The organism is Pseudomonas sp. Eth.TT006, assembly GCF_054456575.1.
The window spans coordinates 1-14052 of sequence record NZ_JBTJEN010000019.1; the positions used below are offsets into that span (position 1 = coordinate 1).

Sequence of the window (14052 nt, forward strand, 5' to 3'; positions counted from 1 at the left end):
TGATCCGGGATTGATGACTTGCCGCAGACCTTTTGTAGGAGTGAGCCTGCTCGCGATAGCGGTAAGTCAGACCACCAGGATGCTGGCTGGGCTGACGCCATCGCGAGCAGGCTCACTCCTACAGGGGATCTCCGCATGGATTGGAAATCGCAGGTTGCCGCAGGATCATTGTGGGAGCGGGCTTGCTCGCGAAAGCGGTGGGTCAGGCGCCATTGATGTTGAATGAGCCGACGCCTTCGCGGGCAAGCCCGCTCCCACAGGTTCAGGGCTGGCGAACCTATTCGGTAATCTTCGAAAAATTGCGATAGAACATGTCGCCCTCGCGGCTATCGGTCATCGAGTGCAGCTGGAAGCTGCGATTGAGCCTGGCGCCGCCGTCACGGGTCAGTGGGGCCCAGACGAGGTTGGCGCGGCGCATGGTCGACATGCTCATCATTTCGTCGAACGGGATCGACAGGTAGAGGCCCTTGTCGAAACTACCCTCCCCGTACTCGGCGCTGCCGGCAGTGGTGATGGTGGCCCAGGCGCCGAAGCGTACGCCGTTGAAGAACTCGCGGGAGATGTCCAGGGTGCCGCCCCAGTCGCCCGCCAGATAACGACCGACGCTGACCGCAGCCAAGGTGTCATACGGCAGGTCGGTGTAACCGGTGATATGCCCGGTCCAGACCGAGTAATCGCGCAGGCCGAAGCCTTGATCGAACTCACGCTGACGCACGTAGTTCAGATCCGCCCCCACCGACCAGCGTTCACCGGTCGGGCGGAACAGCACCTCGCCGCCGACACCGGCAAACATCGACTCCAGATACCCGCCGTAGACCATGCCATACAGGTCCTTGTCCAACTGCTCGGCATGGCTGACCTGGAACAACGGCATGGTCACTTCCGAGGTGGTCAGGTACTGACGCAAGTCGGTGCGCACCCGCGGCAGGCCGCTCGGTGCGTCGTAGCGGAACTTGTCGAAGTTGTTCACCAGATTGGTACTGAGCAGACCGTTCCACCAAGTGTTGCGGTTGAAACGGTATTCGGCGTCCGCATCAGCACTGAACTGATAGAGCAAGCCATCCGGGCCGCCGACGTTCTGCTTGAAGCCCAGACCGACGCCATAGTTGAAGTGCTGCGGCGCTTCGGTGTAGAGGGTTTTCTCGTTGTGCGGCATCGCCGGGTTGATTTCGGTGGTGCGGTGCAACGACTCCAGCGGCTCCTCGTTATTGATCACTTCGCGGAAGGTCTGGCGCGGCACGCTGGTCTCTTCCAGCGGCAGGTCGTAGCGCTTGTTGACCACGGTGAACCAGTTGATGTCGTCGTTCACACTGTTGTCGAGAATCCGGCTGGCGCGGCCTACCGCCTTCGACGAATGAAAGTAACGCTGCTGCTCGCCGTACACGATCAACTCGGAATCGCGCTGGCTGATGCGCTCGACCTTGTACCCGGCATTCTGCTGCAGACGCTGGGAGACGTCGGCCCAGTTGACCTGGTCCATCGGCGTGGTCGGCATCTTCGCCGGCATCGGTTCAGGCGTCGGATCGTAAGTCTTGGCCGGCGCCTTGCGGCTGACGAAATTGGTGTGAAAGGTCACGCCGAACATCGCCGTATTACCGCGCTCCCACGCCGCGCTGACGTCGACCGAATCAGCCACTTTGAACACCGCGCCGAAGTTGATCGGCGAGTCCTGCTTGATCACGTTGTCCTTCGGTTCGTGCTTGTAGTCGTTGCCTTCGTATTCGAGTTTCAGGCTGAGCCGATCCCACGGCGTCTGATAGCTCACGCCGCCGAAGAACGAAGGCCGGCCGCGAAAGTACGAACCGGCGTTGACGTCACCGGTACCTTCCAGCGCCGGGCGGGTCTTGAAGCGATCGTCCAGATAGCCCAACGGGTTGTCGAGGTCGCCACGATTGCCGAGATAACCCCAGGCAATCCCGGCGCTGAAATCGAAATTATCGAAGCGCTTGTTGGCGACGAAATATTCACTGGCGAACAGGCCGGTACCGCCGATGTCGCGGAAGCCCAAAGCGACATCGGGCAACCAGTGGCTTTCCTGCCACAGCCGGACTTTGGCGTCGACCGCCTTGTCCTTGTAGCTCTGGTTGCCGCTCATCGACTCCGGCCCGTACGGGCGGTTGGTGATGGCGGTGTAACGGAACGAACCTTCAAGCCAGTCCAGCGGCTGTAGCGACACGCTGTAGCGGCTGTAGGGCTCGGTGCGGTTGGCGTTGACGCTCAGCTCGCCGGCCGGGGCCATGCGCGCGGTCGGCGTCTGCAACAGGCCGGTGCCACCAAAATCGTTTTGAGTAATGCGCGGCTCGGCATGCACCAGGCCGCACGGCAATAACAACACAGCTGCAACACGTAACTTCAACGAACCACCTCAGCCAGCTGCGTGGCAATCAATTCGGCCAACTGCTGATTCAGTTCAGGAACAGGCGGATCCAGATCATCGTTTTTCACCGGCACCAGAATCTTGCTGCCGGCCACCGGAAAGTGCCCGCTCTCGCGATTCCAGTGGGCAATGCCCACCCGCTGCACCGCGCCATTGGGCTGGATCAGCCACAGGTAATCGGCTTCGGCATCGTCCAGCGGGGTACAGAATTCGAGGTATTCACGCGCTTCCAGCAATGGCTGATAAGGCACCTGGCAGGTGTCGGCGACCGCGCCCAGCACTTGCACTTCATCGACCCGTTTCGGGTAGATCAGGCGATCGCCATCGTCGAGACGAATGTTGCGCGCGAACCCGACCTCCACCGCAACCGGATCGAGATCCGCTACTTGGCGCCCGGTGACGGGCATCTGCTGCACCTGCTCGCTCAAACGCCGCGCCAGCGCCGCGCGACTCGGGCGATCGAACAACGCCGCCATCCGTTGCAGCACATCCAGATCGAACAGCACGCCCGCCTTGAGCCGCGCCTGCTCTTCCAGCAACGACTGACGCAGCAATACCCCCGCCAGCCAGTAACCTTCGGCATTCGGTACTGCCTCGCTGATCACGTCGAGCAAACGCCCGCCCGGCGGCAATTCCACCGGACCGGGATTGGCTACATCACCGCTGACCGTGACCGCCGCCTGACTGACGCCGCTGAGCAACAGCAGGCACGCCGAAAACATCCGCAGGCGCTTCATGGCAGATGCCTGTGATCAGGGGTCAGTTGCACGATGCGCACGCGCAGTTGCGGGGTCAGTTGTTGCTCGCTCTGCACAATGAAGCCGTCCGCCGGATCGACCCAATAATGGTTGGTCGCCCGCAGGCCGATGGCCGGGACGTCGATATGCTCGTCCACACGCAGCACGCTGTAGGCCTTGTCGAGAATGTCCAGGGTTTGCGTGGACCGGCGCGAAAAGCGGCTGTTGACCAGCAAACCGACTTGCTGGCCCTTGTACAGATCGATCCAGCGCTGACTGGTAAAGCCATCGGCGATGCGGTGCAGACCTTGTTTGAACGGTGCGCCGTCAGCCAGCTGCGTGCTGTCCAGATCGCCTTCCACACCAAGGCCGACGGTGCGCACGGCGAGGCCATTGCGCAGCAGCAACACCTGCTTGCCGGACGCGACCCAGAACTGCAGGTCTTCCCGCTCGCGCACCAGCGCCAGCACCCCGGAGCCGGACGGCGTGGTCAGTTTCAGTTGCGGGTACTTGACCTCGGCCACCTGGGCCGCCGTCACGTCCAGTTCATCCGGGCCGAGCACCGCCGATTTGAGGTTGCGCACCGAAGCGGTCATCAGCGGGTTGCAGCCACACAAGGTCAAGGCCGCCATCAGGCAGACGCCAATTTTCAAGGTTTTCACAGGCGGCCTTATTTGGCGTTGTTGTTACTGAATTCGCTCCAGTTCTTCGCAGCCGAAGCACCGGTGCCGACGATCGATGCCGATGGCACCAACTGGCTGATCAGACGATTCCAGCGCGTGACGTTGGCCGGGCCGACATACACCACGTCTTGCGGGCGGACCTCAAAGTGTGAAGCGAGGGCCATGGCCGTCGGCGATTCGGCTTCGAGCTGGTAGATCTTTGCCGGTTCGACATCGAGGTTCTCCACGCCGCGAATCACGTACACCGCGTTGCCGTTGGAGGTGGTCTGGCTCAGGCCACCGACCGAACCGAGTACATCCGACAGGTTCATGGTCGCGGTCTTGAAACTCAGCGCACGGGGCTGATTGACTTCGCCCATGACGTAGATGCGCTTGTTGTCGTTATACGGCAGGTACAGCTGGTCGCCGCCCTTGAGGTAGACCTGCTGCAGCTGCGAATCCTCCTGGTTGAGCGCGTCGAGATTGAGCGGATACACCCGGCCATTGCGGGTCAGCAGCAGGCCGGACAAGTCGGCATTGTTGGTGTCGATGCCGGCCGAGCCGAGGGCTTCGACCACGCTCAGCGGGTTGGTGGAAATCGGTTGCGGACCGGCCTTGGCCACGGCCCCCGAGACCACCACTTTCTGGCTGGCGAAACGCAGCACCGCGACATCCACTTGCGGCTCGGCGATGAAAGCGGACAGCCGAGTTTCGATGTCGGCACGCAGTTGCTGGATGGTTTTGCCGGCCGCCTGCACTTCCTTGATAAACGGGTAGTACAGCGTGCCATCGGAGCGCACCAGTCGGCCGTTGGCGTCGATCTGCTGTTGCGCGCCCGAGGGCGCGGTCAGCTCCGGGTGATCCCAGACCGTGATGTACAACACATCGTTGCTGCCGATGCGGTATTCGGCGGGCGTTGCCAACAGCTCGGCCGGTACGGTTTCACGCTTTTGCGTGGCACGCGTCATCGAAATCAGCTTGGGCGTGATCGGGATCAGCTCGACCCGACTGCTTTCACTGGCGCCCTGGCGCGTGATGTCGCTGGTGCTCAGGTATTGGCCCGGGGAAAACATGCAACCTTGCAAAGCGATACTTGCCAACAGCAAAAGAGAAAAACTACGAGTCATAATGGCACTACGCTATTCAAGGCAAATCTAAAAATAAAGTCACCCGACTTGCGTCGGGCGACCCTGTACTGCACTAACAAATGTTCCTGTTAGTTGTGCGTGCCGGTGGTGCCGGTAGTACCGGTGGTGCCTGTGGTACCGCCGTTGGCACTGCCGCCGCTGTTGGACGCCGCCACTGCACTGGCAACCATCGCAGTACTGGCAGCAGGCGCTGTAGAAGCCGCAACACTGCCAGATACATTGGTTACCGCCGTCAGCGGCGCTTCAGCGGCGGACGCCCAGTTGCTCAACATCGTCAACAGGGCTATCGTCATCACTTTTTTCATAACAACTCCTTTCTAACATTCGGCTTGTTAAAAACCGGCCTGAGTTAGCGGTGGTAGCGTTCAAGTCCGCAAAAAGCGCGAACAAGATCCGTCGTTCTTTCACAGCCCTACGCAACTGATAAAAGTCGAACGGCAGGTTTATATCTACGGACTTGCAAAAGGCATTTCCAGCGTATTTTCCCGACGATATCTAACAGCTGACCGAAACTAACATTCAGTATTAGAACGACATCATTGGAGATAACCGCGTGGATGGTTCGATTGCCAGCGCCAGGTATCGGTGACCATGTCCTGCAAGTCGCGCGTGGCTTTCCAGCCCAGTTCTTTTTCCGCTTTCGAAGCGTCGGCCCAACTCTCGGCAATATCACCGCTGCGACGCGGCACGATCCGGTACGGCACCGGGCGTCCGCTGGCCTGCTCGAAGGCATGCAGTACTTGCATCACGCTGTAACCATCGCCGGTGCCGAGGTTCCAGGTGTGAATGCCCGGGCGTCCGGCAATCGACTGCAACGCCTTGATATGACCATCGGCGAGGTCAACCACATGGATGTAATCGCGCACGCCGGTGCCATCGATCGTCGGGTAATCGTCGCCGAAGATCGACAGCTCGCGCAGGCTGCCGACCGCCACCTGGCTGATGTAAGGCAGCAGGTTGTTGGGAATACCGTTGGGGTCTTCGCCCATGTGCCCGCTGTGATGCGCGCCAATCGGGTTGAAGTAGCGCAGCAAGGCGATACTCCAGCGCGGCTCGGCCTGGCTCAGGTCACGCAGCACGTTCTCGACGATCAGCTTGGAGTGGCCGTAAGGGTTGGTCGGCGTGCCGGTGGGGAAATCCTCGCGGATCGGCATCTGCTCCGGCTCGCCATACACCGTGGCCGATGAGCTGAACACCAGGCGAAACACCCCGGCTGCGGCCATCGCCTGGCACAGTGTGATGCTGCCGCCGACGTTGTTCTCGTAGTACTCCAGCGGCTTGCGGACGCTTTCGCCGACCGCCTTGAGCCCGGCAAAATGCAGCACGGCGTCGATGTGATGCTCGCGGAAAATCCGGTCGAGCAACGCACGGTCGCAAACATCGCCGCGGACCATCTGCGCACTTTTACCGCAGATCGCTTCCACCGCGTGCAATGCCGCATCGCTGCTGTTGCAAAGATTATCCAGTACAACAACTTCATAACCTGCTTCAAGCAACGCAAGTGTGGTATGCGAGCCGATATAGCCGGCGCCACCGGTGACCAGAATCTTCATAGTGCGATCCGTCATTGAATAAGTGACAAGTAGCGTGTCAAGTCCCTTTTGTTGATTCTGTGGCGCACCACACAAACAAGGACGACAACAACTCAAAACAAAATCGGTTCAACCACTGGCAATAAATATCTTTGCAGGTCAAACTGTTTGTCCGGTACTTATTAGCACTTCAAGTACACTCATCACTATCAACAGATACCGACTAAAAATAACTAATAACGCTGTTGCCGACATCTCATAACATTGTCATGTTTTACCGCACTTGCCATTTGTCATTAACGACCTGACTCAGGTATTAAAGCAGTCATTCAATCTTTATTGAAACTTGCACAGCGGCGTAAGTGCGCGCACCCGTTGCCTGTGTTCCATGACTGTTCAGGATACTTTTATGATTCGTAAATGTTTGTTCCCCGCCGCCGGTTACGGCACGCGTTTCTTGCCGGCCACCAAAGCCATGCCGAAAGAAATGCTGCCGATCGTCAACAAGCCGTTGATCGAATACGCCGTCGAGGAAGCACGGGACGCCGGCCTGCAACACATGGCCATCGTCACCGGTCGGGGCAAGCGTGCGCTGGAAGACCACTTCGACATCAGCTACGAACTCGAACACCAGATTCGCGGGACCGAGAAAGAGAAATTCCTCGCCGGCACCCGCGAGCTGATCGACACCTGCACCTTCTCCTACACCCGGCAGGTGGAAATGAAGGGCCTCGGCCACGCGATTCTCAGCGGCCGGCCGCTGATCGGTGACGAACCGTTCGCCGTGGTACTGGCCGATGACCTGTGTCTGAACCTGGACGGTGACGGCGTGCTGGCGCAGATGATCCAGCTGTACAAGAAATTCCGCTGCTCGATCGTCGCCATCCAGGAAGTACCGGCCGACCAGACGCACAAGTACGGGGTGATCGCCGGCGAACTGATTTCCGACGGCATCTACCGGGTCAACCACATGGTGGAGAAACCGGCGCCACAGGACGCGCCATCGAACCTGGCGATCATCGGCCGCTACATCCTCACCCCGGACATTTTCGACCTGATCGCCGACACCCAGCCGGGCAAGGGTGGCGAGATCCAGATCACCGACGCGCTGATGAAACAGGCGCAGAACGGCTGCGTGCTGGCCTACAAGTTCAAAGGCCTGCGCTTCGACTGTGGCGACGCCGAGGGTTACTTGCAGGCGACCAATTTCTGCTACGACAACGTGTACCTCAAGGGTCGCTGAGGCGGCCCCCGCCCACTTAACGCTTCAGGAGACCGGCATGAACATCGCACAACATTCAGCGGACATTGAACGGGAGGTGGGCAACCTCGGGGCGGTGAGCTGGCTGTCACGCCATCAGCCGCTGCCCAGCGCCAACGAGTCTTGGCTGGGCAGCATTTTGCTGGTGGAGCGCATCGGCATGTTCCCCTCGTCCGGCGACATTCGCCGCACCCTGGCGGATCCCTATCCCCTGCTCGTCCACTTGAAACAGCGCTACGCCGGGCAGGCTCTGGAAATGGACGACCGGGACGGCCTGAAGGTGATCTTCAGCGACTGGCGCTTCCGCGTGCGGCTGTGCTGCAACGAACCGGCGATCATCATCAATGTCGAGACCCGTTGTGCGACACACTTGATGCCGCAGAAGCTCGCGGAACTGCTGAGCCAAGTAGAACAGTTCGAATAAACACTCCCCCTGTAGGAGCTGCGGAACGCTGCGATCTTTTGATTTTGTTTTTCAAGATCAAGATCAAAAGATCGCAGCGTTCCGCAGCTCCTACAGGAGAGTGCTGCCTGTGGCGCTCTGCGTCCGTGGGAACGATCATTCAGGGGTTGGTGGTGTCGCAACTGTCGGCGTTGATGCCACCGACAATCCAGCGATAGAAGTAATCGGCAATCACCTTGCCGCCCGTGGCCGGCTGTGGATGAATCTTGTCCGGGCCGATCATCGCCGCCGCATACCGCTTGATGTCCGGGCCAAACGCGCATTGCAGGTTGGCATAACCCAGACGCTGCTCACGCGCCCACGGCTGCAAGACTTGCGCATACGCCGACATCGGATAGGCACTGGAACGCGTGGTGTCCTGGCGCATGATCAGGTTGATACTCGCCGCCGGCTGGATCTCGCGGATCATCGCCACCAGCCCCTGAACGTTGTGCAGATACGCCTCGGGTTTGACGCCGAAGCCCTGATCATTGCCACCAAGCATGATCAGGTACACGTCGGCGGGGATCTTCGACACCGCCGCTTTCCACTGCACCTGCCATTGTGGATCCTGATGATAGAAGTCCGCCGAGGCCGCGCCCGAGGCCGCCAGTTTCGATACGCGTATGCCGTTCTGCTCGTTGCTCAGCCACAGGCCAAACAAGGTCGGTGCGCCCTTCAGCACTTCCAGTTTGAATGACCAGTCTGCCGCAGAAGAGAGACCTGCCAACGGCACCTCCTGAACGCCCGAGCCTTCGAGTTTCAGTGGCTTCCAGTCCTCCGAAGGCGTCCAGCGGTAGCGCAGTTCAGCGGATTCGCCGTTGCCCAGGTAAAGCAATTTCGCCTGAGTGACTTGAGTGTCGATGGCGGGCGTCGGGCTGGCATCGATTTCCAGCCAGGCGCCGGGGCGGCCGGTGACGGTGCGGCTGTCGGGGCTGGCCTGGCCGAGGCCGGAGACCTGCCAGTCACCACCAAAATATTTTTCGCTGCTGCGGGTGTATTTGAAATGCGTACCGCCCAGCGCTGCGCCATGGTTGAAGCCGACGTAACCGGGGCCGGCGAAACCGACCTCCCCGGCCACGCGCTGCACCAGTTTGTTCAGATAGAAATCCTGCCCGGCCGTGTAGCTGTCGCCGATCACCGAGACCGACAAGACCTTCCCGGCCTTGCCTTCGCGCCACTGCGCAAAGCGCTCGCGGGCATCGCCCACTTCAACCACCGACGCCGCCACCGGTTGCGCGTCATCCACTGTCAACATGGGTTATTTCCTTCAGTCCGTAATGGTCCTTGCCTGGGTCGGTCCGTACACCGCTCCCCCTGCAGGAGCTGCGGCACGCTGCGATCTTTTGCTTTTAACGATCAAAAGATCGCAGCCTCGTTTCACTCGACAGCTCCTACAGGGGATTTGTGCCCGCCACCGGAGCAACGCTCGCCGACGGTTTTTTCTGCGCCGCGCGCTCGCCGAGAAACAGCACCGAGGTGACATTGAACCGACTGAAGACCATCGCCAACACCACCGGCCCAAGCAAACCGAACAGCAAGCCACTGAGCACCAGAACACCCTCGTCCTTCACCCCCAACCGGCCCATGACAAACCGCGACGTGGCTGCGAACAGCACATGGAACAGAAAGATCGCGTAAGAGTAGCCGCCCAGCCAGGTCAGCCACTTCGAGCGCATGTCACTCGACAGCAAAGCAATGCAGGACACGCAACCCACGGTCAAGCCGATCAGACTGCGACGATCGACAATCAGCTCGCGATCAATCGCCGCGACATACAGCAAGGTCAACGCAATCAGCACAAACAGCAGCGGCCCGATGACCTTGAAGCGCTGCTTCAAGGCCTCGACATTTTCCTGGCCGATCATCCCCGCGACGAAAAACGGCAGCAGGTAAATCGCGCCATTGATGCCGAACGCATCGAGCTTGAACGGCGGCAGCAGAAACACCAGCGCGGCGAAGGCGAACAGGCCATACAGGCGGGTCATCGAGCGCAGCAGGCCGCGCCATTCCAGCAGGCCGACGAACATGAAAATGATGAACACCGCCTGCAGAAACCAGAAGTGGTTGACCGGCACCCAGAACGACAACAGCGCATCGATCACCCCGACGTCCTTGTTCACTCCCGGCGCCACCGCCTGCAGCACCGAGAACGGCACGCCGACGCAAAACAACGGCACGATCAGCCGCCGCACCTTGCCGCTGAAGAACGCAGCAAAGTCATTGCCGCGAATCTTGTAGATCGAATAGATATAGCCGGAAATAAAGGTGAACAGCGGCATGCGCACGTACACCATGGAATCGGCGATGACCCGGAACGGCGAGCCGATATCGATCTTCAGCCCCCCGCCCAGCGGGCCAATGACGTGATACAGCACCAGCAGCAGGCACGCCAGGCCGCGCAGGGTTTCGATCTCCAGGGACTTTTTCTTGCTCGACATACCGTACCCGCCTCAATTCAGAACTCGTGATTCGACCCGCACCGGTTTGTTCGCGCGCAACATCAGTCCGAGGCCGACAAACAGCACCGGCACCACCATGGAAAAGTGCCGTGCGAAGGAGCCGAAGTCCGGTTCGAACAAGCCCTGAACCAGCAGAAACGCCAGCGGAATCGCGATCAGTTCCTTGGGTTTGGTTTCGATCGGCGCGCCTTTGTAATCGGTGGAGGTGATGACTTTGAACAGCAGCAGCGCGGTCATGATCATCAGCGCGACAAAGATCACCTGCCCCGGACCCGACAGCAGAATCAGCTCCACCGGGAATGACAGCCGGAAGAAAATGATCATCGAGTCCAGCGCCTGCGAGACGAAATCGCTACCGCTGAGCCACGAGACAATCAGCGATTTCGAGCCCTCCTCACCCGCGGTGCGCAACTCGTTGTTGCTCGCGCGAATCGACGACACCGGAAAGCCCAGCGCGACCTGAATGGCCATGGCCACCGCCAGATAAAACAGAAACAGCATCAGAAAAAACGTGGTGCGCGACACGTACTTTTTCATCATGCAGACGCCGACCCAGGACAGCGAAAACAGAATCCAGTAAGGCCGGATCAGCACGCCGTAGATCACCGCCGAAAGGAAAAAGCCACCGCGATATTTGCGCGTCAGCGAACTGAACAAAATGCTCAACACCGCCACTGAGACGATGATTTCCTTGGTCAGGTTTTCCAGAAAAAACGAACGCACCACGCCCCACAGGCACAGGGTGCCGAAGATCGCCAGCGGCATGCGCCGGAACACCACCACCGGAATCGCGGTGAGGAAGAAATTGCAGAACATCCCGTAAGCCCAGGCGTTGGTCAGGTTGATCCCGGTGGGCCGCAGCAGGAACGCCGAACACTCGTAGGACGAGCGGTCCGGCGAGAACGGGTTCCAGAAATTGCAGTTGTCGGCGCGCGCATACGACGACCACAAGGTCATCGCATCCGGGCCTGGATCGCGGGGGATCAGCAACGGCATCGCCACCGACAGAAACAGCCCGGTGAACAGGATCAGGAACGACAGCGAGGAATCAAGTCGGCGTCCGCGAAACTCGATACACGGCAACTTCAACCCCATGCCAGCGCCCCTTTGGCACGGGTCGCGCGGGTCAATACGGCAATCACGGCGAGCTGCACGATGATCGCGAAGACGTTGCCCCATGCCGCGCCATAAATCGAATAGTGCTTGATCAGCACATAGCTGACCGGCACCGACACCAGCAGGCAAATCGCCGCGCTGGCGAACGACACGCGACTGTTTTTCGAAGCGATCAGACCGCCCCAGACAATGTCGCCGATCGCGCGCAGAGCGAAAGAGAAAATCAGCACACCAAGGATCGCGTTGTCCGGACGCGGCACGCTGCTGGCGACGTAATCAAGCACCACGTTGAAGAACAGATAGATCAGCACCGCCACCGCCGCCGACACCAGCAGCGAGCGCAGCACCCACTTGTTGACGAACAACTGCTTGACCGTGAACGCCTGTTGATCAGCCTGAAAACGCTTGGCCAGCACGGGAATGCCAACCACCGCCACTACCGCGTAGGACAGCGCCTGCAAGGTGTTCGCCGCCGACCACGCGTACACATATTTACCGAGGTTGGCGTAGGGTTCGAGGTCGGCAATCAGAAAGCGCTCGGCGTACTGACTCAAGGCGATCAGCCCGGTACCGAAATAGAACGGCAACCCTGCTTTCCACACGGTCGCGGTGGTCAACGTTTCGCTGATCCGACCCTTGTGCACATTCACCACGATCAGGTAACCCGCGACGATCACCAGGACGTTGGCCGCCACCCACAGCCACAACACGCTGGCGATGCGGGAGACCCAGTCGAGCATCATTGCGCCCACCGCCAGCAGCGCCCACAGACCGGTCTTGATGAAAAACAGCAGCGCACCCGCCGTGGCTTTCTGCGCGGAAAACACGAACGAGTTGATCTCGAACGACAGGTGTTCGGTGAGCAGCACCAGGGTCACGCAAAGGATCAGCGCGCTGCCCGCCTCGACCTGCTGGAACAACGAATAAACGCCCACCGTCAGCAGCGACAGCAGCAACCCCACCGCCAGGTACAGCAGCAGAACTTTATCGACCACCCGCCGCGAGCTGCCGCCCACGCTGATCAGCCGATTGATCTCGGAACTGAAACCAACGCTGTAGAACTTCGAAGCGATCAGCGAAGCCGCGACCACCACCCCATAAAAACCCAGCGCTTCGTAGCCCAGGTAATGAGTGATGGCCAACACCAGCAGAAACTTCGCGCCTAACGCTCCGCCGCGCAGCAGCAGGCGCAAGATCATTGCACGACGCCTTTGATGATCTCGTCCATGGCCACGGTTTTTGCCTCGATTTCGCGGCAGGTGTCGGTCAGGCGCTGGCCGAAACTGCTCAGTGCGTTCGGCGCGTAAACGGTGTCGATGATGGTGTCGACATTGATGTCGCCGCCATTGATCACCCAGTCTTCCACGCCCATGTCCTGATAGGCGCCAAAGCCTTTGCGCTCATAGCTGATGTGGTACGCCGGCACCCCGGACAGCAGCGATTCGATGGCGCCGTGCAGACGCACCGAGATCACCAGGTCCGGTTGATATTTGGCAATCGTCGCCTTCAGCGACAGCAGGTCTTCAGTGATGCCCAGCTCGCGATAGAACGCACCGTCATCGTTGCCGCGCACGGCGCTCTGCACCGCGCAGACCACTTTGCTTTTGTTCTTCAGGCGCTGCAGCAGCAACTTCAGGTTGGCGACGTAGGCGACTTTCTTGTCCTTGCTCCACTCCGGCGGCTTGCGCAGCACCACGCAAACGGTTGCTGGCGAGGCGGCGCAGCGGGTGAATTTGGGTTGCGCAAGGATCTTGCTCGCCAGCGACTGCACCGCCAGATCCGGCGCGCGGTAGACATTGGCGCAGGCATCGAACATCGCCGAGGAGCGGTTATCGCGAACGAATACCGCATCGGCGCTGGCGTAGTGCTCGACGATCTTGCGGCTCTCGCCATGGAACGGGCCGATGCTCTGCGGCAGGTACACCGACGGCACCTTGCTGAGGATCGCGGTTTCCAGTTGTTTGGCGTGGCCGAGTTTCAGCTTGATGTGTTCGAAGGCACTTTTCGAGCGCATGTAGCCGCCACCGACACCAACAATCAGGTCGGTTTTTTTCAGCAGGTCGGCGAGGCCGGCATACGACTGGTTGAGAAACACCGCCTGCTTGACCCGACCCAGGCCCTTGGCGGCCATCACCGGCGCGTCGAAACGCGGGTGCGGCAGGTAGGCGAAGGACTGCGGGTCGGAGGCCACGACGCTGATCGACGTATCCTCGCCAAAATTGCGCTGCACCAGGGCAATGGCCAGATCGACGAGCAGGCCGTCACCGGAGTTGGACGCACTGTAGCCATGCAAAATCGTTACGTTCATAAGCTGA

Annotated in this window: 13 protein-coding genes; 2 read left to right on the top strand and 11 right to left on the bottom strand. The window is 60.0% G+C overall.

From position 1 onward, the window contains the following. Positions 1-277: 277 nt before the first annotated feature. The 6 genes from ACXR0M_RS23960 to galE form a co-directional block, all read right to left on the bottom strand. Positions 278-2356 carry a YjbH domain-containing protein gene (locus tag ACXR0M_RS23960; RefSeq protein ID WP_458834132.1) on the bottom strand — a complete coding sequence of 693 codons (2079 nt, stop codon included), beginning with the start codon at positions 2354-2356 and terminating at the stop codon, positions 278-280. Beyond that, entirely contained in the window at positions 2353-3114 is a 762-nt protein-coding gene (locus ACXR0M_RS23965) for a capsule biosynthesis GfcC family protein (protein WP_458834133.1), read from the bottom strand. Before ACXR0M_RS23965 ends, ACXR0M_RS23960 begins: the two co-directional genes overlap by 4 nt. Then, on the bottom strand, positions 3111-3776 hold the full coding sequence (locus ACXR0M_RS23970) for a YjbF family lipoprotein (protein WP_458834134.1): 666 nt from the start codon (positions 3774-3776) through the stop codon (positions 3111-3113). The genes ACXR0M_RS23965 and ACXR0M_RS23970 overlap by 4 nt, the downstream gene beginning before the upstream one ends. Positions 3777-3784: 8 nt before the next feature. After that, a complete protein-coding gene (locus ACXR0M_RS23975) occupies positions 3785-4903 on the bottom strand; it encodes a polysaccharide biosynthesis/export family protein (RefSeq protein ID WP_458834135.1) in 1119 nt (372 codons plus the stop codon). Positions 4904-4992: 89 nt separating this feature from the next. Further along, positions 4993-5229 carry a hypothetical protein gene (locus ACXR0M_RS23980; RefSeq protein WP_458834136.1) on the bottom strand — a complete coding sequence of 79 codons (237 nt, stop codon included), beginning with the start codon at positions 5227-5229 and terminating at the stop codon, positions 4993-4995. Positions 5230-5460: 231 nt separating this feature from the next. Beyond that, entirely contained in the window at positions 5461-6477 is a 1017-nt protein-coding gene (galE, locus tag ACXR0M_RS23985) for a UDP-glucose 4-epimerase GalE (protein ID WP_458834137.1), read from the bottom strand. Positions 6478-6865: 388 nt separating this feature from the next. On the opposite strand from galE, the gene galU reads away from it, so the two are divergent. Both galU and ACXR0M_RS23995 read left to right on the top strand, forming a co-directional pair. Then, positions 6866-7699 carry a UTP--glucose-1-phosphate uridylyltransferase GalU gene (galU, locus tag ACXR0M_RS23990; RefSeq protein ID WP_458834138.1) on the top strand — a complete coding sequence of 278 codons (834 nt, stop codon included), beginning with the start codon at positions 6866-6868 and terminating at the stop codon, positions 7697-7699. Positions 7700-7736: 37 nt separating this feature from the next. Then, positions 7737-8141: a mannose-1-phosphate guanylyltransferase gene (locus ACXR0M_RS23995; protein ID WP_458834139.1), complete on the top strand. Its 405-nt coding sequence runs from the start codon at positions 7737-7739 to the stop codon at positions 8139-8141. A gap of 139 nt (positions 8142-8280) precedes the next feature. On the opposite strand, the gene ACXR0M_RS24000 is transcribed toward ACXR0M_RS23995, so the two are convergent. The 5 genes from ACXR0M_RS24000 to ACXR0M_RS24020 form a co-directional block, all read right to left on the bottom strand. Next, complete coding sequence (locus ACXR0M_RS24000) at positions 8281-9417, bottom strand: SGNH/GDSL hydrolase family protein (RefSeq protein WP_458834140.1); 1137 nt, start codon at positions 9415-9417, stop codon at positions 8281-8283. A gap of 136 nt (positions 9418-9553) precedes the next feature. After that, complete coding sequence (locus tag ACXR0M_RS24005; protein ID WP_458834141.1) at positions 9554-10600, bottom strand: acyltransferase family protein; 1047 nt, start codon at positions 10598-10600, stop codon at positions 9554-9556. 12 nt (positions 10601-10612) lie between these two features. Then, positions 10613-11716 (bottom strand): hypothetical protein, encoded by a 1104-nt coding sequence (locus ACXR0M_RS24010; RefSeq protein WP_458834142.1) that lies wholly within the window; start codon positions 11714-11716, stop codon positions 10613-10615. Further along, entirely contained in the window at positions 11707-12936 is a 1230-nt protein-coding gene (locus ACXR0M_RS24015) for an MATE family efflux transporter (protein WP_458834143.1), read from the bottom strand. Before ACXR0M_RS24015 ends, ACXR0M_RS24010 begins: the two co-directional genes overlap by 10 nt. Further along, positions 12933-14045, bottom strand: a complete 1113-nt coding sequence (locus ACXR0M_RS24020) for a polysaccharide pyruvyl transferase family protein (protein WP_458834144.1) — start codon at positions 14043-14045, stop codon at positions 12933-12935. The genes ACXR0M_RS24015 and ACXR0M_RS24020 overlap by 4 nt, the downstream gene beginning before the upstream one ends. Positions 14046-14052: the final 7 nt, after the last annotated feature.

What these genes read in the sequence shown, in the direction of transcription:
- ACXR0M_RS23965 (WP_458834133.1), bottom strand. Translation starts at nt 3,114, where the DNA reads ATGAAGCGCCTGCGGATGTTTTCGGCGTGCCTGCTGTTGCTCAGCGGC.
- ACXR0M_RS23975 (WP_458834135.1), bottom strand. Translation starts at nt 4,903, where the DNA reads ATGACTCGTAGTTTTTCTCTTTTGCTGTTGGCAAGTATCGCTTTGCAA.
- ACXR0M_RS23980 (WP_458834136.1), bottom strand. Translation starts at nt 5,229, where the DNA reads ATGAAAAAAGTGATGACGATAGCCCTGTTGACGATGTTGAGCAACTGG.
- galE (WP_458834137.1), bottom strand. Translation starts at nt 6,477, where the DNA reads ATGAAGATTCTGGTCACCGGTGGCGCCGGCTATATCGGCTCGCATACC.
- galU (WP_458834138.1), top strand. Translation starts at nt 6,866, where the DNA reads ATGATTCGTAAATGTTTGTTCCCCGCCGCCGGTTACGGCACGCGTTTC.
- ACXR0M_RS23995 (WP_458834139.1), top strand. Translation starts at nt 7,737, where the DNA reads ATGAACATCGCACAACATTCAGCGGACATTGAACGGGAGGTGGGCAAC.
- ACXR0M_RS24000 (WP_458834140.1), bottom strand. Translation starts at nt 9,417, where the DNA reads ATGTTGACAGTGGATGACGCGCAACCGGTGGCGGCGTCGGTGGTTGAA.
- ACXR0M_RS24005 (WP_458834141.1), bottom strand. Translation starts at nt 10,600, where the DNA reads ATGTCGAGCAAGAAAAAGTCCCTGGAGATCGAAACCCTGCGCGGCCTG.
- ACXR0M_RS24010 (WP_458834142.1), bottom strand. Translation starts at nt 11,716, where the DNA reads ATGGGGTTGAAGTTGCCGTGTATCGAGTTTCGCGGACGCCGACTTGAT.
- ACXR0M_RS24015 (WP_458834143.1), bottom strand. Translation starts at nt 12,936, where the DNA reads ATGATCTTGCGCCTGCTGCTGCGCGGCGGAGCGTTAGGCGCGAAGTTT.
- ACXR0M_RS24020 (WP_458834144.1), bottom strand. Translation starts at nt 14,045, where the DNA reads ATGAACGTAACGATTTTGCATGGCTACAGTGCGTCCAACTCCGGTGAC.